At 61.1% G+C, this 20,586-nt stretch carries 20 protein-coding genes; 5 read left to right on the forward strand and 15 right to left on the reverse strand.

Annotated elements, in window-relative coordinates; genetic code table 11:
* The first annotated feature begins 106 nt into the window (after nucleotides 1-106).
* From HBO24_RS18540 to HBO24_RS18560, 5 genes are all read left to right on the forward strand, one after another.
* Entirely contained in the window at nucleotides 107-391 is a 285-nt protein-coding gene (locus HBO24_RS18540) for a hypothetical protein (RefSeq protein WP_057439242.1), read from the forward strand.
* Between the two features lie 80 nt (nucleotides 392-471).
* Nucleotides 472-636 carry a DUF1328 domain-containing protein gene (locus HBO24_RS18545; RefSeq protein WP_003170804.1) on the forward strand — a complete coding sequence of 55 codons (165 nt, stop codon included), beginning with the start codon at nucleotides 472-474 and terminating at the stop codon, nucleotides 634-636.
* Nucleotides 637-638: 2 nt separating this feature from the next.
* A complete protein-coding gene (locus HBO24_RS18550) occupies nucleotides 639-1,106 on the forward strand; it encodes an inhibitor of vertebrate lysozyme family protein (RefSeq protein WP_057957910.1) in 468 nt (155 codons plus the stop codon).
* A 708-nt stretch (nucleotides 1,107-1,814) separates the two neighbouring features.
* Nucleotides 1,815-3,146 carry a glutamate/aspartate:proton symporter GltP gene (gene gltP, locus HBO24_RS18555; protein ID WP_057444842.1) on the forward strand — a complete coding sequence of 444 codons (1,332 nt, stop codon included), beginning with the start codon at nucleotides 1,815-1,817 and terminating at the stop codon, nucleotides 3,144-3,146.
* A gap of 95 nt (nucleotides 3,147-3,241) precedes the next feature.
* Entirely contained in the window at nucleotides 3,242-4,471 is a 1,230-nt protein-coding gene (locus HBO24_RS18560; RefSeq protein WP_115127098.1) for a spore maturation protein, read from the forward strand.
* A 70-nt stretch (nucleotides 4,472-4,541) separates the two neighbouring features.
* On the opposite strand, the gene HBO24_RS18565 is transcribed toward HBO24_RS18560, so the two are convergent.
* From HBO24_RS18565 to HBO24_RS18635, 15 genes are all read right to left on the reverse strand, one after another.
* Complete coding sequence (locus HBO24_RS18565; RefSeq protein ID WP_120731156.1) at nucleotides 4,542-5,153, reverse strand: ABC-type transport auxiliary lipoprotein family protein; 612 nt, start codon at nucleotides 5,151-5,153, stop codon at nucleotides 4,542-4,544.
* Nucleotides 5,150-6,088, reverse strand: coding sequence for an MlaD family protein (locus HBO24_RS18570; protein ID WP_057439239.1), 939 nt, complete (start codon nucleotides 6,086-6,088; stop codon nucleotides 5,150-5,152). Before HBO24_RS18570 ends, HBO24_RS18565 begins: the two co-directional genes overlap by 4 nt.
* Before the next feature lies 1 nt (nucleotide 6,089).
* Entirely contained in the window at nucleotides 6,090-6,893 is an 804-nt protein-coding gene (locus HBO24_RS18575) for an ATP-binding cassette domain-containing protein (RefSeq protein ID WP_057439238.1), read from the reverse strand.
* Nucleotides 6,890-8,038 (reverse strand): ABC transporter permease, encoded by a 1,149-nt coding sequence (locus HBO24_RS18580; protein ID WP_057957915.1) that lies wholly within the window; start codon nucleotides 8,036-8,038, stop codon nucleotides 6,890-6,892. Before HBO24_RS18580 ends, HBO24_RS18575 begins: the two co-directional genes overlap by 4 nt.
* Nucleotides 8,039-8,093: 55 nt before the next feature.
* The gene (locus HBO24_RS18585) at nucleotides 8,094-9,125 is read right to left on the reverse strand and encodes a DUF5924 family protein (protein ID WP_120731160.1); all 1,032 of its coding nucleotides are present in this window, start codon (nucleotides 9,123-9,125) and stop codon (nucleotides 8,094-8,096) included.
* 72 nt (nucleotides 9,126-9,197) lie between these two features.
* Nucleotides 9,198-10,580 (reverse strand): insulinase family protein, encoded by a 1,383-nt coding sequence (locus HBO24_RS18590; protein WP_170060085.1) that lies wholly within the window; start codon nucleotides 10,578-10,580, stop codon nucleotides 9,198-9,200.
* 146 nt (nucleotides 10,581-10,726) lie between these two features.
* Nucleotides 10,727-12,385 carry a Na/Pi cotransporter family protein gene (locus HBO24_RS18595; protein WP_170060086.1) on the reverse strand — a complete coding sequence of 553 codons (1,659 nt, stop codon included), beginning with the start codon at nucleotides 12,383-12,385 and terminating at the stop codon, nucleotides 10,727-10,729.
* Nucleotides 12,386-12,596: 211 nt separating this feature from the next.
* Nucleotides 12,597-13,364, reverse strand: a complete 768-nt coding sequence (locus HBO24_RS18600; protein WP_057442131.1) for a TerC family protein — start codon at nucleotides 13,362-13,364, stop codon at nucleotides 12,597-12,599.
* A 65-nt stretch (nucleotides 13,365-13,429) separates the two neighbouring features.
* Complete coding sequence (locus HBO24_RS18605) at nucleotides 13,430-14,737, reverse strand: CitMHS family transporter (RefSeq protein WP_057442133.1); 1,308 nt, start codon at nucleotides 14,735-14,737, stop codon at nucleotides 13,430-13,432.
* 336 nt (nucleotides 14,738-15,073) lie between these two features.
* Nucleotides 15,074-17,035, reverse strand: coding sequence for a DUF4105 domain-containing protein (locus HBO24_RS18610; protein ID WP_057442135.1), 1,962 nt, complete (start codon nucleotides 17,033-17,035; stop codon nucleotides 15,074-15,076).
* Nucleotides 17,032-17,352 (reverse strand): DUF2388 domain-containing protein, encoded by a 321-nt coding sequence (locus HBO24_RS18615; RefSeq protein ID WP_057442137.1) that lies wholly within the window; start codon nucleotides 17,350-17,352, stop codon nucleotides 17,032-17,034. The genes HBO24_RS18610 and HBO24_RS18615 overlap by 4 nt, the downstream gene beginning before the upstream one ends.
* A gap of 26 nt (nucleotides 17,353-17,378) precedes the next feature.
* The gene (locus HBO24_RS18620; RefSeq protein ID WP_057442140.1) at nucleotides 17,379-17,687 is read right to left on the reverse strand and encodes a DUF2388 domain-containing protein; all 309 of its coding nucleotides are present in this window, start codon (nucleotides 17,685-17,687) and stop codon (nucleotides 17,379-17,381) included.
* A 113-nt stretch (nucleotides 17,688-17,800) separates the two neighbouring features.
* On the reverse strand, nucleotides 17,801-18,121 hold the full coding sequence (locus tag HBO24_RS18625; RefSeq protein ID WP_057442142.1) for a DUF2388 domain-containing protein: 321 nt from the start codon (nucleotides 18,119-18,121) through the stop codon (nucleotides 17,801-17,803).
* A 304-nt stretch (nucleotides 18,122-18,425) separates the two neighbouring features.
* Nucleotides 18,426-18,641, reverse strand: coding sequence for a DUF1127 domain-containing protein (locus HBO24_RS18630; RefSeq protein WP_007911656.1), 216 nt, complete (start codon nucleotides 18,639-18,641; stop codon nucleotides 18,426-18,428).
* Nucleotides 18,642-18,958: 317 nt separating this feature from the next.
* Complete coding sequence (locus tag HBO24_RS18635; protein WP_057957921.1) at nucleotides 18,959-20,452, reverse strand: acetyl-CoA hydrolase/transferase family protein; 1,494 nt, start codon at nucleotides 20,450-20,452, stop codon at nucleotides 18,959-18,961.
* Nucleotides 20,453-20,586: the final 134 nt, after the last annotated feature.

A 20,586-nucleotide genomic window follows, 5' to 3' on the forward strand; every position in this document is an offset into this window, starting at 1 on the left:
TACTGATTTTATTGGTTTTTATTCGGCGAAAAAACTGGCACGCACTCTGCAATATCTCTCTTACAAGCGTGATTAACGAACAAAACAAATGCGGGAGAGATTCAGGATGACTCGCCAAAGCCTCAAGCCATTGCGTGTATCGCCACTGCGCCTTCAACAGGGTCTGTTCGCCAGCCTTGCGTTGATGGTGACCTTGATCGGTGGCCAGCAGTTACAGCATTGGCAGCAGAGCCAGGCGTCCACCCCGCAGTTCGAACGCGCACCCATGACGCAGACCCATTTCCGTTCCGTTGGCAGCTCCAGCGCCGACGTGGCAACCCCACGCATGATGGCCGTTGAACAGGACATCGCCCTGTACGACGAACCTGTCCAGGAACGCTGGGTGTTCTAGGCACGAACCTGCCGCCCCGTTGGGACGCGACAGGATGGCTACACAGCAGTCACTTCTATAGACGCAAAAGGAGAATCACCATGTTGAGTTGGGCAATCACATTCCTGATCATTGCCATTGTGGCTGCAGTCCTGGGCTTCGGTGGTATCGCGGGCACCGCCACGGGTATCGCCAAGATTCTCTTTGTCGTTTTCCTGGTGATGTTCATCGCTTCCTTCTTCTTTGGCCGTCGCGGTCGAGGCTGAACATGGCCAACTTGTCTTTTAAAACCCTTGCTGCCGCCCTGCTGTTGGGCGGCAGTGGCTTGGCCATGGCCGCCAATGACGGCCAGGCGCGGGCCAATGACCTGCTCAATACCGACCCGCAATATCGCGAAACCTGGCAGGGCGTGGTCAAGCAGGAAGAGCGTTTGCCTGAATGGGTGATCAATCTTTCGGGCACTGCTGAGCAAATGAATGCCGTGACGGAAGACGGTGATGGTTATTTGGTCGGGCCGCTGTGTGAAACGGCCGATACCTGCCTGAATAAACGTCTGATCGTGGCTTTCAGCATGGATAAGGACGATGCCTACGCGATGTTGGTCGAAGTGCCTGCGGGGCTTCCGGCGGACAAGTCACCGACACGGCATGCGGACTACCGTTTTCTTGGCAAGCCGGATGAAGGCATGCAGAAGTTGCTGATGGAGCAATTGAAGAAAGATCCGAATTGGTACTAGGTCCGTCTGCGGGCCTCACCAACATGGAAACCGGCCAACTGCCTGTTTCCGTTTGCACCGCCACCTGACGGCGATGCATGACCAGGGGGCCGGGTTGCTCTGATCAAGGTGGATCGGCGTGACCTACGGGTACAGGGAGTGCCTGCGCAAGGGCCGGGTCAGGAGAAAAGCTGCGACGCAGGTCCGCAGGCCGTTATGGCCTGATGGACTTGCGGCGGGCTTGAGAGTGATCGCTAGGCGCTTATGCCGCCCATAGCTGTAAAATTCCCTTCTGCTACATCACAACCATTTCACGGTGTTACTGCGCGACCATCTATCGAGAAAGTTTGGTCTCGGCCAGACTGGTTTTTCGATGGTATGCGTAGGAATTTTCAAGAGTTTTTCCCTCCCGGCAAAAAAACCGAAAATCCCTGAGCGAGCCTGAAATGGCCGGTTCACGGCATGTATGCCTGACAGAATGTCGCATTCGAACTGACCAAACAGACAGTTTTATTTGCAAAAACCCATGCCGATTCGGCATAGGGTAGGCGTTTACGGCATTAGACTATGCCCCCCCGCATCGGAATAGTTGCGCCTTTTTTCGCTTGCCAGTAAGCCATATCGGCCATCTGCGGTGACCTTCTACGGAGGCTGATGCTCACACTTTTTCGCTCCCGGGCGTTCCAGCTGGCGCATCTGCCTGAGTCCACTTGAAACAAGGGTAATGACATGAAGAAGGCAAAACTAAGCCTCGCCTGGCAGATCCTCATCGGTCTGGTGCTAGGGATTGCAATCGGTGCTGTACTCAACCACTTCAGTGCCGAAAAAGCCTGGTGGATCAGCAACGTGTTGCAGCCGGCGGGCGATATCTTTATCCGCCTGATCAAGATGATCGTGATCCCGATCGTGATTTCGTCGCTGATTGTCGGAATCGCCGGTGTAGGGGATGCGAAAAAGCTCGGTCGGATCGGTGTGAAGACCATCGTTTACTTCGAAGTGGTCACTACCATTGCGATTGTGGTCGGTCTGCTGCTGGCCAACCTGTTCCACCCCGGTGCCGGGATCGACATGAGTACCCTGGGTACCGTGGATATCTCCAAGTACCAGGCGACCGCCGCCGAGGTGCAGCATGAACATGCGTTCATCGAGACCATCCTCAACCTGATTCCGTCTAACATCTTTGCCGCCGTAGCCCGTGGCGAGATGCTGCCGATCATCTTCTTCTCCGTGCTGTTCGGCCTGGGCTTGTCGAGCCTCAAGCCAGACCTGCGCGAACCCCTGGTGACCATGTTCCAGGGCGTGTCCGAGAGCATGTTCAAAGTCACCCACATGATCATGAAGTACGCCCCTATCGGTGTATTCGCCCTGATCGCGGTGACCGTGGCCAACTTCGGCTTCGCCTCGCTGCTGCCATTGGCCAAGCTGGTGATCCTGGTTTACGTCGCCATCCTGTTCTTTGCCTTTGTGATTCTTGGCCTGATCGCTCGCCTGTTTGGCTTCTCGGTGATCAAGCTGATGCGCATCTTCAAAGATGAGCTGGTACTGGCCTACTCCACCGCCAGCTCCGAGACCGTGCTGCCGCGCGTGATCGAGAAGATGGAAGCCTACGGTGCGCCGAAAGCCATTTGCAGCTTTGTGGTACCTACCGGTTACTCGTTTAACCTCGACGGTTCGACCCTGTACCAGAGCATCGCGGCAATCTTCATTGCCCAGCTGTATGGCATCGACCTGTCGGTTGGCCAGCAACTGATGCTGGTACTGACCCTGATGGTCACCTCCAAAGGCATCGCCGGTGTGCCGGGCGTGTCCTTCGTGGTACTGCTGGCAACCCTGGGCAGCGTGGGCATTCCATTGGAAGGCCTGGCGTTCATCGCCGGTGTCGACCGCATCATGGACATGGCGCGTACCGCCCTGAACGTGATCGGCAACGCCCTGGCCGTGTTGGTCATCGCGCGTTGGGAAGGCATGTACGACGATGCCAAGGGCGAGCGCTACTGGAACTCCCTGCCACACTGGCGGACCAAGACCGCGCTGCCGGCTGGCGAGACCAGCCAGGGCTGATCCCTGCTTGATTCGCACAAACCCCGGTAAATCCGGGGTTTGTCGTTTCTGCCAGCCCCGCTATCATTCGCCACATATTTAAAGGGGTGTGACTGATGCTTAATGGCCTGTGGCTTGGCTTCTTTGTCGTGGCAATGGTATCGGCGCTGGCGCAATGGCTGGTGGGCGGCAACGCCGGGATCTTTGCGGCGATGGTGGAGAGTATCTTCGCCATGGCCAAGCTGTCGGTCGAAGTGATGGTGCTGCTGTTCGGTACCCTGACCCTCTGGCTGGGCTTTCTGCGCATCGCCGAGAAGGCCGGGATTGTCGAGTGGCTGGCCAAGGCTCTGGGCCCGCTGTTCCTGCGGCTGATGCCGGAAGTGCCGGCCGGTCACCCGGCCATCGGCCTGATCACCCTCAACTTTGCCGCCAACGGCCTGGGCCTGGATAACGCGGCGACGCCGATCGGCCTCAAGGCCATGAAGGCGCTGCAAGAGCTCAACCCGATCCCCAACACCGCGACCAACGCGCAGATCCTGTTCCTGGTGCTCAACGCGTCCTCCCTGACCCTGCTGCCGGTGACGATCTTCATGTACCGCGCCCAGCAAGGCGCGCCCGACCCGACCCTGGTGTTCCTGCCGATCCTGCTGGCCACCAGCGCCTCGACCCTGGTGGGGCTGCTGTCGGTAGCACTGATGCAACGCCTGCGCCTTTGGGACCCGGTGGTGCTGGCGTACCTGATCCCCGGTGCGCTGGTGCTGGGTGGCTTTATGGCCTTGCTGGCCACGATGTCGGCGACGGCCCTGGCAGGCTTGTCCTCGATCCTCGGCAACCTCACGCTGTTTGGCCTGATCATGCTGTTCTTGCTGATCGGCGCGCTGCGCAAGGTCAAGGTCTACGAAGCGTTTGTCGAAGGTGCCAAAGAGGGCTTCGACGTTGCCAAGAACCTGCTGCCGTACCTGGTGGCGATGCTGTGTGCAGTCGGCGTGCTGCGCGCTTCCGGGGCGCTGGAGTTTGGCCTGGAAGGCATTCGCCATCTGGTGGCCTGGACCGGCCTGGACACGCGTTTTGTCGACGCCTTGCCTACGGCGATGGTCAAGCCCTTCTCCGGCAGCGCGGCGCGGGCGATGCTGATCGAGACCATGCAGACCCAAGGGGTGGACAGCTTCGCGGCGCTGGTGGCGGCGACGATCCAGGGCAGTACCGAGACCACCTTCTATGTGCTGGCGGTGTACTTTGGCTCGGTGGGTATCCAGCGGGCGCGGCATGCGGTGGGGTGTGCGTTGCTCGCGGAGTTGGCCGGTGTGGTGGCGGCGATTACCGTTTGCTACTGGTTCTTTGGCTAAGGCTTAGATCGCTATCGCAGGCAAGCCCACACATCAGAATGTGGGCGCTGGCTTGCCTGCGATGAGGCCCTCAGCGTTTCGGCGCTGCATTGCCCTGCGCCACCACCCAATCCACCACCTGCTTGTTCAACTGATCCCCCGCCAACCCAAACCCGGCGACCACCGCTGGCACCTGGGTATCACTCACCGGCTGGCGCACTTCAAAGCGCTTGGCCGCCACGATCCGCTGGTCACTGCCGCGCACCAGTCGCGCGTCCAGGCGTATCACCACCTCCACTGCCCCGCCCCGGTACTCGCTCTGGAAGGCCTGCAACTGCCCGCCCAGATCGAAGTCCGCCTGCAGGTTGGTGTCATCGGTGCTCAGGAACGCCACCCGGCCATCGCGCTGGAAACCGTCCAACAGACGGTTGCGCAACAACACCGGCGCCGGATCGCTCCAGCGCGACTGGGCATAGCTGCTGATCAAGTTGCCCTCGGGGACCACGGCAATGCGCGGGCTGTCGAGGAATTCACTGGCCTGCGGCTTGGCCAGGCGCAATGACCAGGTGCCCGGGTTGCCATGGGCTGAGGCCTGGGCTGCCGGTAGCCGATAGACGTTGGATGGATCGGCCTTGGGCAGGATCGAGCAGGCGCTGACCAGGGCCAGGGCCACTGGCAGGATCATTTGGTAAGCACGCTTCATGGCGTGAACTCCTTGTTCTTGTCACTGCCCAGCAGGTACCCGCTGGGGTTGGCTTCCAGGCGACGGGAAATGGCCCGCAGGGAGCCGAGGGTATCGCGCAGTTCGCGCACGGCCGGCGCCAGTTCATTGAGGCCCTGCATGCCGCTGTTCAGGGATTCTTTGTTGTCGCTCAACAAGGTGTTGATGGTCGCGGTGCTTTGCTCCAGGGAGCGCATGGCCCCTTCGGCGCTGCCGAACATCTGTTTGCCCTGGTCGTTGAGCAGGCCGTTGGCGTTGCGCATCAGCGCGGTGGTCTGCTCCAGGGTGGCGCCCGCCTGTTTGCTGACCTGGGCCAGTTGCTGCATCACCACCTTGATATCGCCCCGTTGCTCGGCGATGGCCCCGGTGGTCTGCTCCAGGTGTGCCAGGGTGCCGCTCAGGCGATCGACGTTGGCGGGCGAGAACATGCGGTTGGCGTTGTGCAGCAGCAGGTTGATGCTGGTCATCAGGTCATTGCTGTTGTTCAGCAGCCGGGCGATGGGCGATGGCGAGGCGGTGATCTGCGGCAGGTTGCCGTTCTTGCCCTTGAGTTCGGGGCTTTGCGGAGTGCCGCCGCTCAGTTGAATGATCGAGGTGCCGGTGATGCCAGTCAGCGCCAGCTTGGCCTGGGTGTCTTCCTTGATCGGCGTCTGCCCGGCCAGGCGGATGCGTGCCAGGACGCGACGTGGGTCTTTCGGGTCCAGGCGCAGGCTGGTGACATCACCGACCTTGATCCCGCTGTACTGCACCGCGCTGCCCTGGGACAGGCCGCTGACCGCTTCGTTGAAGATCACTTCGTAATCCTGGAACGCGCTGTCGACGCTGGACTTGGCCAGCCACAAGCCGAACAGCATGGCGCCGACCACAACGATCACGCTGAACAGACCGATCATCACATGATGGGCTCGGGTTTCCATGTCATACCTCGTTAAGCTGTTGAGCGGCATCCAGTGCCGCACGGCCCCGTGGGCCATGAAAGTATTCGTGAATCCAGGCGTCGTCCGTTTCCGAAACAACATCTATGGCTCCGGCCACCAATACCTTTTTCTGCGCCAGCACCGCCACGCGGTCGGTGATGGTGTAGAGCGTGTCCAGGTCATGGGTGATCAGCAGCACACTCAGGCCCAAGGCATCGCGCAGGGTCAGGATCAACTGGTCGAAGGCTGCTGCGCCAATGGGGTCGAGGCCGGCAGTCGGTTCATCGAGAAACAGAATGTCCGGGTCCAGGGCCAGGGCGCGGGCCAGGGCCGCACGCTTGATCATCCCGCCCGAGAGTGACGACGGGTATTTGTCGGCCGCCGACAACGGCAGCCCGGCCAGGGCCAGCTTCACCGCTGCCAGGTGCTCGGCATCGGCACGGCTGAGGCCGGCGTGTTCGATCAATGGCAGGGCGACGTTCTCCGTGACCGTCAGCGAAGAAAACAGCGCGCCCTTCTGGAACAGCACGCCGAAACGCCGCTCCACCAGGGAGCGCTCGTGCTCCGCCAGGCTCGGCAGGTTCTGCCCGAAGACCCGCACCTGGCCTTCACTGGGCTGGCGCAGGCCGACGATGCTGCGCAACAGCACCGACTTGCCGCTGCCCGAGCCGCCGACCACGGCGAGGATCTCGCCCTTGTACAGGTCCAGGTCGAGGTTTTCATGCACGCTTTGCGGGCCAAAGCGGTTGCACAGGCCACGGACTTCGATCACCGCCTCGCTGGGCGCTCGCTGTAAACGGCTCACCAGCCCATCTCCATAAAGAACAATGCGGCCACTGCGTCGAGCACGATCACCACAAAAATTGATTGCACCACCGCAGAGGTGGTGTGGGCACCGACCGATTCGGCGCTGCCGCTGACCTTGAAGCCTTCCAGGCAGCCAATGGCGGCGATCAGGAAGGCGAAGAACGGCGCTTTGACCAGGCCCACCAGCAAATGCTGGACGCCAATGTCCGATTGCAGCAGCGAGAGGAACATCGCCGGCGAAATATCCAGGGCCACGGCGCACACCACGCCGCCGCCGATAATTCCGGAGATCATGGCGAGGAAGGTCAGCATCGGCAGCGCCACCAGCAACGCGAGAACGCGGGGCAGCACCAGCAACTCCATGGGGTCCAGGCCCAGCGTGCGGATGGCGTCGATTTCTTCGTTGGCCTTCATCGAGCCGATCTGCGCGGTGAAGGCACTGGCGGTACGGCCGGCCATCAGGATTGCCGTGAGAAGGACGCCAAACTCCCGCAGGAAGGAGAACGCCACCAGGTCCACGGTGAAAATACTTGCGCCGAAACTTTCCAGCACCGTGGCGCCGAGAAACGCAACCACGGCGCCCACCAGAAAGGTCAGCAAGGCGACGATAGGCGCGGCGTCGAGCCCGGTCTGTTCGATATGCGCCACCATCGGCGTCAGGCGCCAGCGCTTGGGCCGGAACACGCCACGGGCGAGGGTTTCGAGGATTAGGCCGATAAAGCCGAGCAGCTTCATGGCATCTTGCCAGACGGTATCCACCGCGCCGCCGATGCGTGCCAGCAGTTGGATGCCGGCGCTTTCCTGCGGCTCTTTGACTGGCACACAGAAATCATTCAGGGAGCGGTAGACGGTCTTGAGCAGCGCGCGGTCGGCGGCGGGCAGACTGCAGTCGGATTGTTCGGCGGAGTGCTCGATGCGCTCGGGCCCCAACAGTTCCACCAGCAGCGAGGCGCCGGCAGTGTCCAGCGCGCCCAGGCCGTTGAGGTCGACGCGGGTGCTAGCGTCGTACTGGCCGTCGAGGCTCGCCGACAACCGCTTGAGGGCGCTGTAGTGGGCCAGCGTCCAGTCCCCGGTGACCCTGAGTTGGGGCGGTTGGGTGGACGCGTCCAGGTGGGCATTGCCTGCCGTTGTGCTACTGGTCATAAGCTCCGAGCTTGTTTGGCTATTCCACAATTGCTATGTAATAGCACGATCCATCCTACTTTGGCGTGTCCGTTGGTGCTGTGTCCGTGACTTTAAAGCGCAACACGCCGATCACCTGGCCATCTTCGGTCAGCACCCGCACTTGCCAGCGGCCCGCGGCATTCGCCGGGAAGTTCTGCTTGTGCGTCCAGGCCCGATAGCCTTCCTTGCGCCCGCCATGGATGTCCAGGGCAATGCGGTCGACCTCTTTGCCGTTGAACTTCCACACATGGTAGATGCGCTCGTCCAGCCCGCGCGGTGCGTTGATCGCGGTGTAGGCGTACAGGCCACTGCTGCGCAGTTGGCTGGCGCTGACTTCCTTGAGGTCATCGCCGGGGGTACGGTCCTGCAATTGGGTGCTGATTGCCACTTCGGTCATCCACAGGGTCGCCGGCGGCACCCAACTGCGCAGGAACCAGCCCGCGCAACCGATCGCCGCCGTCACGCCCAGCAGCATCAGCCACCCCTTGACGCTGCGCAGTGGCAGGCTTACTGCCAGGCTGGGGATCGACAAGGCCATCGCCACGCCCAGGGCCAGTTTGTAACTTTCGGCGGTGGTCAGGTGCAGGATGATCGGCAACGCGGTGAGCAAGGCGGCAAACAGGGTCAGGGTGTGCAGCGCCAGAAACAGCGAGCGCTTGGGTGCCAGCCATTTGTAGTACAGCGGGTCGGTGATCGAGACGAGTGCGGCGGCGCCCAGCAAACCGGTGAAAATTGCCTGGCTGCTGTTCCAGGTGGTGGTGACAAAAAAGAACGGCAGGACAAAAAACAGGCTTTCCTGGTGGATCATTTGCGTGGCGTAGCGCAGCAGCGGCTCGGGGATTTCCCGCTTGAAGACCTTGCTGAACAACTGGGTGAAGCTGTTCTCCAGCATCAGCCACAGCCAGCTCACCAGCATGATGATCGCGATCCAGCTGGCCATGCCTTGCTGGCGGTCCACCAGGATAAAGCTGCCCACCCCCGAGATAAAACCGCCGAGTGCGATCACCCCTGGGTAGCGCTTCATCAGTTCGAGGATGCGCTGGATGAGATGGGTCAGGTTTGGCATTCGGCGGTTCGCAGTCTTTGTAGGAAAAAATCCCAGACAGAATAACGTCTTAGCCCTCTGAGTGGCGTGCGATTACGCAACTGCTTTGCGATAACGGAGCACGCCAATCAGCCCAATGGCAATCAGCCCCAGCACGCCTGCGGCGATCCAGCCCAGGGCGTCGTAACTGAGCAACGGCTTTTCGATGCGCCAGTAGCCGCGCTGGTTGAGCAACTGGCGCATGGCCTGGTTGGTTTGCGCCAGGCTTACGGCCTTGATGCGCTTGGCCGGGTCGCTGAAGCGGCCATCGGCGTAGTCGGCCAAGGCGCCCCAGTAATAGTCGGCCAGGCCACTGTTGCCCTGCACGGCCCAGGCCTGGCGGTCGATGGCGGCTTGTTGCAGGCGGCTAAAGGTGACTCGGTCGAGGCCATCCTCAAGCAGCTTGGCCTTGAGGTTTTCGAGGACGTGTTCGGCTTCAGGCAGGTTGTCGCGGTCCAGGTCGGCGTTCAGGCTCATGAACCCCACGCCGCCGAGCACTTCGCGCTCGCTCCGCGGGCCGTAGGACAGGCCATGCTGCAGGCGCAACTGGCGATACAACGTCCAATCCAGATAGTCCTTGAGCAGGTCGTAGGTCGCGTCGTGCTGGTCGTCCAGTATCGGCTCGGGAAACAGCCAGTGCAGCTTGGCGCCATCGCCGACCCAGCCACGGACCAGGTCACGCTGGGTCGCTGCGGCCTTAAGGGTTTGCGGTAAGGCCCGGTGTTCACTGGGGTCTACCGGCTCGAGCTGGCCATAGGTGCGTTCCAGATAGGCCGGGAGCAGTTTGTCGAGGTCGCCGACGATGATCAGGGTCATGTTGTTGGGGGCGTACCAGTCCTGGCGTACCTTTTCCAACTGGGCGCGGGTCAGGTGCTCGACTTCGGCACGCTCGGCGCATTTGAGGCCCAGTTCCACCGCCAGTTGATTGCTGGCGTTGTGGCCCAGGTCCTGGCGATCCAGCAGGCGTTGCAGGTGCGAAGAGTGGCCGCCGTCTTCGCGCTCCACCACCTGTTTGGCCGCGCTGATTGCGGCGTCGCTCAGCTCGGTACGGGTCACGATTGCCATCAGCAGGTCCAGCACCTTGCGCTGGTTGCGCGCCGGGGCTTCGATGACGAAGGTGGTGTCGGCATTGCTGGTGTAGGCGTTCCACTCCCCGCCCAGGGCCTGCATCTGTTCTTCCAGCTCGCCCTCGCCGCCGCCATTGATGCCGCTGAATAGCAGGTGCTCCAGCAGGTGCGGCAGTTCCTTGTCCGCGCAACTGAAGTCGTCCAGGCCTACACCGACCACCAGGCGGATCGCCACGTGCCCACGTTCGGTGCCCGGCTTGAGCAGCAACTGCAGGCCGTTGGGCAACAGATAACCTTCGACCTGCAAGCGGTCAAAGGCAAAGGCGTGGGCCGAGCCTATGAGCAGGCAGGCGAATAACAGGCGACGCATAACGGGGTTCCTGGCGGGTGATGACTTTGGGAGCAGCCAGTGTGTCAGGCATGCATTTGTCTGCTGACACACCGCTATCGCGGGCAAGCCCGCTCCCACATTGGTTGGGCGGTGTTTTTAACTGACTCCCCGGGCGTGCGGTTCGTTCAGGGCGAATGGGTGATGTCGGCAATATTGTCCACTGCCAGCGCGCCGGTCTCGGAGGTTTCCAACACTACATAAGCACTGCTGCAAAACAACGAGTTCAGGCGTTTCATGTCGGCAATCAGCTCTAGGTGCAGGGAGCTGGTCTCGATACTTTGCACGATCTTGCGTTGCAGGCGGCTGACGTGGGCGTGGGCCAGGCGCCGTTCCTGGGCGCGGAAGCGGCGCTTCTCGCGCAGTAATTGGCGGGCGCTTTCCGGGTCGGCGCTGAGGAATACCGACAGGCCCAGGCGCAGGTTGGAGATCAACTGGCTGTGCAGGTCGGCCAGTTCCTCCAGCCCGACTTCGGAAAACGAGCGACGCTGGGAGGTTTTCTGCTGCTGGACCTTGCGCAGCATGCGCTCGATCAAGTCGCCGGCCAGCTTCAGGTTGATCGACAGCTCGATGATTTCGGCCCAGCGCCGGCTGTCGTGCTCGCTGAGGTCCTCCCGGGGCATTTGCGCCAGGTACAGCTTGATCGCGCTGTAGAGCGCCTCGACATCATCGCTGAGGCTGCGCATTTCCTGGGTGATCGCGGTTTGTTTGCCGCGCAGCACTTCCAGCGTGGCGGTCAGCATGTTGTCGATCAGGTCGCCTAGGCGCAGGGTTTCCCGCGCGGCATTGGCCAGGGCCAGGCTCGGCGTGGTCAACGCCGTGGGGTCGAGATGGCGGGGTTTGGCCAGGCCATTGGCCTCTGGGCGCTCCGGCAGCAGCCAGGCACACAGGCGTGCCATGGGGCCGATAGTCGGCAGCAGGATCAGGCAGCGGGTGACGTTGTAGAGCAGGTGAAAGGTGATGACCATGCCCTGGGCGCTGTAGTCCAGGGTGTCCATCCACTGCACCAGCGGGTCAAGGACGGGAATGATCAGCAACAGGCCGATCAGCTTGTACAGCAGGCTGCCCAGGGCCACTTGGCGGCCGGCGGCGTTTTGCATGCTGGTGCTGAGGAAGGCCAGCACGCCGCTGCCGATATTGGCGCCGATCACCAGGCCGATGGCCACATGCAGGCCAATCACCCCGGCGCCGGCCAGGGTCGCGGTCAGCAGCACGGCGGCCAGGCTGGAGTAGGAAATCATCGCAAACAGCGCGCCCACCAGGGCATCGAGCAGAATGTCGCCGGTCAGCGAGGCGAACAGCACTTTGACGCCCTGGGCCTGGGTAATCGGCCCGACGGCTTCAACGATCAGTTGCAGGGCGAGAATGATCAGGCCCAGGCCGATCCCCACCCGCCCCATCTGCCCGGCGCGTGTCTGCTTGCGCGACAGGAAGAAGATCACCCCGAGAAAGATCAGCAGCGGCGACAGCCACGACAGATCCAGGGTCAGCACCCGCGCCATCAATGCGGTCCCGACGTCGGCACCGAGCATGGTCGCCAGGGCGGGGGTCAGGCCCATCAGGCCCTGGCCGACAAACGAGGTCACCAGCATCGCCGTGGCGTTGCTGCTTTGCACCATCGCGGTCACCAGGATCCCGGCAATGAACGCCAGCCAGCGCCTGGCCATGTTCTGCCCGATGACTTGGCGCAGGTTGGAACCGTAGACCCGCAGGATGCCAGTACGGACGATATGCGTGCCCCAGATCAGCAGGGTTACCGCAGAAAGAAGATTGAGCAGGGTCAGCATGCTCGGCCCCCTGTATTGAGTCGTGCTCGAAGTGGAGCAAAAAGTGCCGTGTGCCGTTTTGGGTTATGTACTTAAGCTGTAGTTGGCGAACGGCCTGTGCGCCAGCATCGCATAGCTAAAGTCGGCTTTGAAACAAAACTGTCATGAAATCAGCTTTTTGCAGGCGAAAAAAAGGGGCCCGCATGGGGCCCCTCATTCGGTCATCGCAGGTTTACTGGCCCGGAATGTCCTTGCGCAGTTTCACTGGATCCTGCTGCTTTTTCTTCTTCGCGATGGCGCTACGCATCTTGATGTTGACCGCTTCTACCGCCAGGGAGAACGCCATGGCGAAGTACACGTAGCCTTTTGGCACGTGGACGTCGAAGGATTCAGCGATCAGCACGGTACCCACGATGAGCAGGAACGACAGCGCGAGCATTTTCAGCGACGGGTGCTTGTCGATGAACTCACTGATGGTGCCAGCTGCCAGCATCATCACCAGTACCGCTACGATGATCGCCGCGACCATGACCGGAACGTGGGAAACCATACCCACGGCGGTAATCACCGAATCCAGGGAGAACACGATGTCGATGATCGCGATCTGGATGATGGTGTAGATGAACTTGCCACCCTTGCCTTTCGGCTCTTCGTGGGTTTCGTCTTCACCTTCCAGGGCGTGGTACATCTCCTGGGAGCTTTTCCACAGGAGGAACAGGCCACCGAAGAACAGGATCAGGTCGCGACCGGAAATACCCTGGCCTGCGATGGTGAACAAGTCGGCGGTCAATTGCATGACCCAGGTGATCGACAGCAGCAACAGGATCCGCGTGACCATGGCCAGGGCCAGGCCGAAGATCCGGGTGCGCGCCTGCATATGCTTGGGCATACGGCTGACCAGGATCGAAATCATGATGATGTTATCGATGCCCAGGACGATCTCGAGAGCCGTCAAGGTGAAGAAGGCAATCCAGATCTCCGGATTGGTCAGCCATTCCATATGTGTTCCTTTGCGCGAGTGTTAGACCGCGCCGGCAGTAGGACCGGCGCAGTGGGTTGTTACGATTATAGAGTGCTGAACAGCGGGAATGTGCCCAACAACAATGCAGCGAACATTATGCACAGGCATACCAGTACTGCCCACTTCAGGGTGAAGCGTTGGTGATCGCCAAATTCGATACCGGCCAGGGCGACCAACAGGTAAGTCGAGGGCACCAGCGGGCTGAGCAAGTGTACCGGCTGGCCAACGATTGAGGCACGGCCCATTTCTGCGGCGGTGATGCCGTAGTGGCTGGCGGCTTCGGCCAATACCGGCAGTACGCCGTAGTAGAACGCATCGTTGGACATGAAGAAGGTGAACGGCATGCTCACCAGCGCGGTGATCACCGCCAGGTACGGGCCCAGGGCCTCAGGGATGACTGCCAGTAGGCTCTTGGACATGGCGTCGACCATGCCAGTGCCCGACAGGATGCCGGTGAAGATACCCGCGGCGAAGATCAGGCCGACCACCGCCAGCACGCTGCCCGAGTGGGCGGCAACGCGGTCTTTCTGCTGCTGCAGGCACGGGTAGTTGACGATCATCGCGATACTGAAGGCCACCATGAACAGCACGGGCAGCGGCAACAGGCCGGCGATCAGGGTGCACATCAGGGCCAGGGTCAGGGCGCCGTTGAACCAGATCAGTTTCGGGCGACGGGCATCGGGGAACTGCGAGACGCTGATTTCGCTATGGTCGACTTCATCGCCTTGCAAGTGCAGCACACCCAGACGAGCGCGCTCGCGCAGGCCGTACATATAGGCGATCACCAGAATGGCGACCACGCCGGCGGCCATGGCCGGGATCATCGGTACGAAAATATCCGAGGGGTCCACGTGCAGCGCACTGGCGGCGCGGGCGGTCGGGCCGCCCCAGGGCGTCATGTTCATCACGCCACCGGCGAGGATGATCAGGCCGGCCATGATCCGCGGGCTCATGCCAATGCGCTTGTACAGCGGCAGCATGGCGGCCACGCAGATCATGTAAGTGGTGGCACCGTCGCCATCCAGGGACACCACCAGTGCCAGTACGGCAGTACCGACGGCGACTTTAAGCGGGTCGCCCTTGACCAGCTTGAGGATCTTGCGCACGGCCGGGTCAAACAGGCCAGAGTCGATCATCAAGGCAAAGTAGAGGATGGCAAACATCAGCATCACGCCGGTGGGCGCGAGCTTGGTGATGCCTTCGAGCATCATCGGGCCGATCTTTGGCGCAAAGCCACCGAACAGCGCGAACAGGATCGGCACGATGATCAGGGCGATCAGCGCCGACAGGCGCTTGGTCATGATCAGGAACATGAACGTGATGACCATGGCAAAGCCAAGGAAAGTCAGCATAGGAATACTCCAGGCGTAGCGCGGCTAGGGAATGGCGAACCGGGTTGGGGTCAGCGCAGAACGAAAAGCGCGAGGCGTACGGGGGGAGTCGGGAAAAACAGGAGGGTAGGAGCGGACATCAGAATCACCATTGTTGTTGTTAATTGGGCCCCTGGGCGTAGAAAAGCTCAGGTTGGCCAACCGGTCTATTGCCGGTAGTGAGGGCGATCCTAATCGCGAAAGCTTTCAGCCAGCTTTCGCTGGGTAAACAGGCGATGAACAGATGCTTCGTGGGATTGGTCTGGTTTTGATGTCTGTAAGGGCGCTATCGCGGGCTTGCCCGCGATGCTGTTGACCTTAAGGCAGTTGCAGGCCACCGGCCGCCTTGTGCAAGGCCCGCAGATGTTCGCCCACCTGCTTGAGATTGGCCTCGCAGGCGGCAATCTCTGCAGCCCGCGAAGGCTCCAGCAGTGCCCTCACCTCTTTGTCCAGGTCGCCGGTCAACGATTGCAGCTGTTTCTGGCGCGATGCGCTTTCCGACTCCAGGCGCTGCCACTCCTTGGGTTGGGGCAATCCATAGCCGCCGCTGCCGAGCAGTTCCGCCGGGCGGCTGAGGAAGCCGCTGTTGGCGAGGATCTGCTGCAACGTGGCATCGGCCTTGGCCATGCCGCCGTTCTTCAGCTCACGGGCACCGAGGTAGCGTTGCTTGACCTCGTCCTGGGCGAGCATCAGCTGTTTGCGAAAGCTGGCCTGTTCCAGCAGCAGCAAGGCGGCGCTGGTGCGCAGGTCAGCCTTGTCGAACCAGGTCCTGCGTTGCTCGGCGCTCAAGGCCAGCCAGTCTTCGACCTGGGTCTGCGGGATCGGCAGGTGTTTCTTCAGCACCTCGAACATCGCCTGGTAGCGCTCGCGGAAGGAGTCGAAGTGATAGCCCAGGCGCAAGGCTTCGCGGCGGTCATCCAGCACGCTGGTGTCGGCCAGCCCACGGGCCTTGAGCACTTCGAGCAAACCGTTGGGGGTGATGTTGTCCAGGGTGGTCAGTTGCGGGTTGGCGCTGCCGCTGCGCAGCAGTTTCAGGCCTTCGACCGCGCAGTTGTTGGAGAGGAAGTAGTAATTGCCGTCGTAGCTCCAGTGCATTTCGGCGGCGTGTTCGACGGTGTCGTTGATCTCCTGGCGCGTGAGGATCAAGGGCACCGATGCCAAGCCGCGCAGTTCGGTCTTGGTGTATTCGTCGATCACCTGGGCCAGGGGCAGTACAAACAGGCGTGAGGGGTACTTGCCTACCAAACCGTCCCAACTCGATAGTTGCACGTCGCCCACGAATGCGCGGTAGGACAACACCAAGTGCTGGTCCAGGTCCAGACGGCAATCCGGGCCACGGGGGCGGCCCGGGGCGCAGATCACCAGGCGCAGCATGCTGTGGCCCCAGCGGCTCACCAGGTTCTGGTTGGCCTCGGCCAGCAGGTAGTCGATGGCGTACACGCGCTCGGGATCGACCTGGCCCAAGGGCGTCTTGGCAAAATCGTTACCGGCATTGAGGAAGGCGAAAGTGTTGGCGCAGGTGTCCTTGGCCGGCGGGGCCCAGCCGAAGTGTGCCTGGTAGTAGCGATACAGCGCAGGACGGCGGCAGGCGTAGCTCGGGTCGAGGAGGAAGTACTCCATGTTGACCGCGACGAACTCCTTGGGGTTGGTGATTTCGTACAGGTCCGGACTACGGGCCACTTGCCGATTGTGTTGCTCGCGCTCGCCACGGCGGCCGACGTATTGCGGCCAGCCGGCCAGGTCGAGCAAGCGCGGGTCGTCGCTGAGGGTGAAACGGCGGTCATTCTGGCCACGGCATTGATCGGGCAGGCCAATCAGGCCGGTGATGTTGTTCTGGCGGCTGCAGCGCTGGATCAGCGAGCGCTGGTCCTTGGGCCACAGGCGCGCACGGTCATAGATGTGGGTCAGTTCATGCAGCACGGTGGCGAGCAGTTCCCGGCGCACGGTGCCATGGGGGCGCTGAGTCTGCTGGGTGGCGGCGGTGCCGTCCGTGAGGCTGGCCAGCAGCTTGCGGTTGAGGTCCAGTTCCGAGACCAGTGACGCCTGGCCATAGGCATTGGCGGGCATCTCGTCGGTCCAGCCGACGTCGATGCGCCGGTCCAGTTGCTCGATGAAGCGCGGCGGCAGCGCCTGCATGGCTTCATCAAGCAATGCCTGGCTGGCCTGCTGTTGGGCTGGGCTCAAGCCGTCGGTCTTGAGCCGTAGTTGCAGGCTGGCCTGGGCGGCGCTGCCTGCCAGCAGTACCGTCGCAGCCAATAGCCAGGCGGTGAAGCGCCTCACAATGCGAGGATGGCTTCGGCGAGGACCTGGTCGCTGGCGTCGCGGGCTTCTGGCACGCGGGTGCGCAGGGTGTCGAAGGCGGCTTCCAGTTGCGCGCCACGGATATCGCCATTGCTGGCGACAAAGCTGGCGGCATCGTCGTGGGCTTCGCGCACGACTTTGGAGTCACGGATGGAGGTGGTGGTGTCCGAGGTGAAATCAATGGTGCGGCCGAAGGCACGAACAATGATGTTACTGGTAGCCACGAGGGTTTGAGCCTGGGCGATATCGGCCAGCAGGAACAGGCCGAGAACAGCAGCGATCAACGGGCGACGCATGGAATGACTCCAAAGAGAAAGGATGATTATTGGACGAGAATTGCCTGGGCCAGTTCAAGGTCACTGGACTTAAGTTTTGGTTGGGTGCGACGCAGATAATCCAGTGCACTTTCCAGTCGGGCGCCCCGCCATTGGCCGTCAGTGGCAATAAACGCGGCAGCGTCATCCTGGGCGGCCAGTAGCAATTTACGGTCGAACGGCGCCGAGGTCACTTTGCTGGTGGCATAGGCACTGGCGACGAGGCCTTGCGTGGACACATCAAAGGCCTGGGCAGGCCCGGCCCCGCACACGGCAAGCACTGTAGGAACAATCAACAAACGGTATGAAAAAGCCATGGGACTCGACAACTGAAAACGAGCGCCAAGGCTAGCGTAATGCCTGGGCGAGAGCCAGCGCGGGCACCTCTATGTAGGAGCTGGCTTGCCGGCTCCTACAAAACAGCTCCGGCTCAGATGGCCAGGATCGCCTGGGCCAGTTGCACATCCGTGGCCGCATTGAGTTGTGGCGCCTGTTGGCGGATCTGCGCCAGGGCGCTTTCCAGCTTCACGCCACGGATCGCGCCTTCACTGGCGACGAAGCTGGCGGCATCGTCACGGGCAGCACGTACGACCTTGTTGTCGCGCAGGGACGATGTGGCATCGGAGCTGGCATCGGACGTGGCTTTAAGCGCGCCCACAATCGAGTCGGTGGTCACAATCAGGCTGGTGGCGCTGGCATTGGCGGCGACGGCAAGCAGGGCTGCAGCGCTCAGCAAACGAAGACGGGACATGGGGTGACTCCTGTGTATGGGACGAACTAATGACGCGATAGTAGCGGGCGCCTATCTGTTCGGGTAGTACGCAGTGAGAAGTCGTTGCCCGGAAAGGCTATTGGGGTAGTACAAAACGATCGTTATAAAATTGTACTGGTCGATTCTTAAACCAATGAAACTGTACTTGTTGCGAGGCTGAGCACTGACTTTTCAGCCTCCCAGAAACCACAAAACCCGCCTCCGGTTACCCGGGGCGGGTTCTGCTACAACAATTCGGGTTGCTGGCTGTGGACCTGTTAGGTCAGGGCCAGCGGGCGCTAAATCAGCGCCAGAACGGCTTGCTCAGCTCTTCGTAGCGTTGAGCTTCGCTGATCCCGGCATCGGCCAGCAGACGCGAGTCCAGACGAGCCAGTTGATGGCGGCTGGAGATGCGGCGCTGCCACAACATCAGGTTGGCGATAACGCGCAGAGGCAGGGAAGCCTGGGTGTTTACAGCTTTATCTTCGAAGAACAGTTCGGAACTGAGTGTACGTTCCATGATGACATCCTTCCGCTTGTGGCGGGATTAGGTAGTGGTTTAACTGATGCCAATGATCCTCCTCCGGCGCAAGACTCTCTAGATACAGTTCACCTGTATTGTGAGGGGCCAGTTAACTGTTTATAGCGGCTGTACTGTACGGAAATGGGGCAACTGTACCTGTCGGCACTTATTTGGTGCGTTTTAGGCATTTTGGAGAGAGGGCGTAGGGTTTTTCGGTAGGAAATGACAGGTACAGTAGTACAGTTTTTTAAAAGATGCCGCGCTCAGTTCCGAGCGAATGCAACTGTGTTTGCATCCGCCCGGATCTGTATTGATCAACCTTTGAGCATGTGCCCGGTTTCTTCCAGGTTGATGTGCCAGCTCAAGGCTTCGCGCAGGATGTGCGGGGTATGCCCGCCGATGGCGCAGGCGGCGTTGAAGTAGTTATTGAGGGCGTCACGGTAGTCTGGGTGCACGCAGTTATCGATGATCACCCGTGCCCGCTCCCGTGGCGCCAGGCCGCGCAGGTCAGCCAGGCCGATCTCGGTCACGAGGATATCGACGTCATGCTCGGTATGGTCGACATGGCTGACCATCGGCACCACGCTGGAAATCGCCCCGCCCTTGGCAATGGATTTGGTAACAAAGATCGCCAGGTGCGCGTTGCGGGCGAAGTCCCCCGAGCCGCCAATGCCATTCATCATCCGCGTGCCGCAGATGTGGGTGGAGTTGACGTTGCCGTAGATGTCGAACTCCAGCGCCGTGTTGATGCCGATGATGCCCAGACGCCGCACCACTTCCGGGTGGTTGGAGATTTCCTGCGGGCGCAGTACCAGCTTGTCTTTGTAGCGCTCCAGGTTGCCGAACACGTCGGCATTGCGTCGCTCTGACAAGGTGATCGAACTGCCGGAGGCAAAGCTCAGCTTGCCGGCATCAATCAGGTCGAAGGTCGAGTCCTGGAGGACTTCGGAGTACATGGTCAGGTCTTCGAACGGTGATTCGATCAGGCCGCACATCACCGCGTTGGCGATATTGCCGATACCGGCCTGCAGTGGGCCGAGTTTGTTGGTCATGCGCCCGGCGTCCACTTCCTGCTTGAGGAAGTTGATCAGGTGATTGGCGATCCACTGGGTGTCGCTGTCGGGCGGCGTAACCGTGGAGGCGGAATCGGCCTGGTTGGTGATGACGATGGCGACGATCTTCTCTGGCGGGATCGGGATCGCGGTGCTGCCGATGCGATCATCCACCTTGACCAGCGGGATCGGGGTGCGGGTCGGGCGGTAGGTCGGGATATAGATGTCGTGCAGGCCTTCGAGGTTCGGATTGTGTGCCAGGTTGATCTCGATGATCACTTGCTTGGCAAAAATCGCGAAGCTGGCCGAGTTGCCCACGGAGGTGGTGGGCACGATATGGCCTTGCTCGGTGATGGCCACGGCTTCAATCACTGCGATGTCCGGCAGCTTGAGCTGGTTGTTACGCAACTGCTCGACGGTTTCCGACAGATGCTGGTCGATAAACATTACTTCGCCGGCATTGATCGCCTTGCGCAGCGTGCTATCGACCTGGAACGGCATGCGGCGCGACAGCACGCCGGCTTCGGTAAGTTGCTTGTCCAGGTCGTTGCCCAGGCTGGCGCCGGTCATCAGGGTGATTTTCAGGGGCGAGGTCTTGGCGCGTTCGGCCAGGGCGTGGGGCACAGCCTTGGCTTCACCGGCGCGGGTAAAGCCGCTCATGCCGACGGTCATGCCGTCCTCGATCAGGGCGGCAGCATCGGCGGCGCTCATGACCTTGTTCAACAGCGAAGGCAAGCGAATACGATCACGGTACATGGATTGTTATCTCGGGCAACGGAGGCAAGGTGGGCAGTCTAGTGATTTCAAAGGCGTTCGTCCCGCTACCATGGTCGAATGCCAGGTGGCGATTTAGAGCCTTTGGTCGGGTTTTTCCCGTTAATAAAAAACCC

This window comes from Pseudomonas sp. WS 5410, from assembly GCF_012985645.1.
GTDB lineage: Bacteria > Pseudomonadota > Gammaproteobacteria > Pseudomonadales > Pseudomonadaceae > Aquipseudomonas > Aquipseudomonas shahriarae.

Coding starts and splice junctions, on each gene's coding strand:
- gltP (WP_057444842.1), top strand. CDS start 1,815: ATGAAGAAGGCAAAACTAAGCCTCGCCTGGCAGATCCTCATCGGTCTG.
- HBO24_RS18625 (WP_057442142.1), bottom strand. CDS start 18,121: ATGTCCCGTCTTCGTTTGCTGAGCGCTGCAGCCCTGCTTGCCGTCGCC.
- HBO24_RS18580 (WP_057957915.1), bottom strand. CDS start 8,038: ATGACCAGTAGCACAACGGCAGGCAATGCCCACCTGGACGCGTCCACC.
- HBO24_RS18545 (WP_003170804.1), top strand. CDS start 472: ATGTTGAGTTGGGCAATCACATTCCTGATCATTGCCATTGTGGCTGCA.
- HBO24_RS18590 (WP_170060085.1), bottom strand. CDS start 10,580: ATGCGTCGCCTGTTATTCGCCTGCCTGCTCATAGGCTCGGCCCACGCC.
- HBO24_RS18565 (WP_120731156.1), bottom strand. CDS start 5,153: ATGAAGCGTGCTTACCAAATGATCCTGCCAGTGGCCCTGGCCCTGGTC.
- HBO24_RS18595 (WP_170060086.1), bottom strand. CDS start 12,385: ATGCTGACCCTGCTCAATCTTCTTTCTGCGGTAACCCTGCTGATCTGG.
- HBO24_RS18585 (WP_120731160.1), bottom strand. CDS start 9,125: ATGCCAAACCTGACCCATCTCATCCAGCGCATCCTCGAACTGATGAAG.
- HBO24_RS18620 (WP_057442140.1), bottom strand. CDS start 17,687: ATGGCTTTTTCATACCGTTTGTTGATTGTTCCTACAGTGCTTGCCGTG.
- HBO24_RS18615 (WP_057442137.1), bottom strand. CDS start 17,352: ATGCGTCGCCCGTTGATCGCTGCTGTTCTCGGCCTGTTCCTGCTGGCC.
- HBO24_RS18605 (WP_057442133.1), bottom strand. CDS start 14,737: ATGCTGACTTTCCTTGGCTTTGCCATGGTCATCACGTTCATGTTCCTG.
- HBO24_RS18600 (WP_057442131.1), bottom strand. CDS start 13,364: ATGGAATGGCTGACCAATCCGGAGATCTGGATTGCCTTCTTCACCTTG.
- HBO24_RS18540 (WP_057439242.1), top strand. CDS start 107: ATGACTCGCCAAAGCCTCAAGCCATTGCGTGTATCGCCACTGCGCCTT.
- HBO24_RS18550 (WP_057957910.1), top strand. CDS start 639: ATGGCCAACTTGTCTTTTAAAACCCTTGCTGCCGCCCTGCTGTTGGGC.
- HBO24_RS18635 (WP_057957921.1), bottom strand. CDS start 20,452: ATGTACCGTGATCGTATTCGCTTGCCTTCGCTGTTGAACAAGGTCATG.
- HBO24_RS18560 (WP_115127098.1), top strand. CDS start 3,242: ATGCTTAATGGCCTGTGGCTTGGCTTCTTTGTCGTGGCAATGGTATCG.
- HBO24_RS18630 (WP_007911656.1), bottom strand. CDS start 18,641: ATGGAACGTACACTCAGTTCCGAACTGTTCTTCGAAGATAAAGCTGTA.
- HBO24_RS18570 (WP_057439239.1), bottom strand. CDS start 6,088: ATGGAAACCCGAGCCCATCATGTGATGATCGGTCTGTTCAGCGTGATC.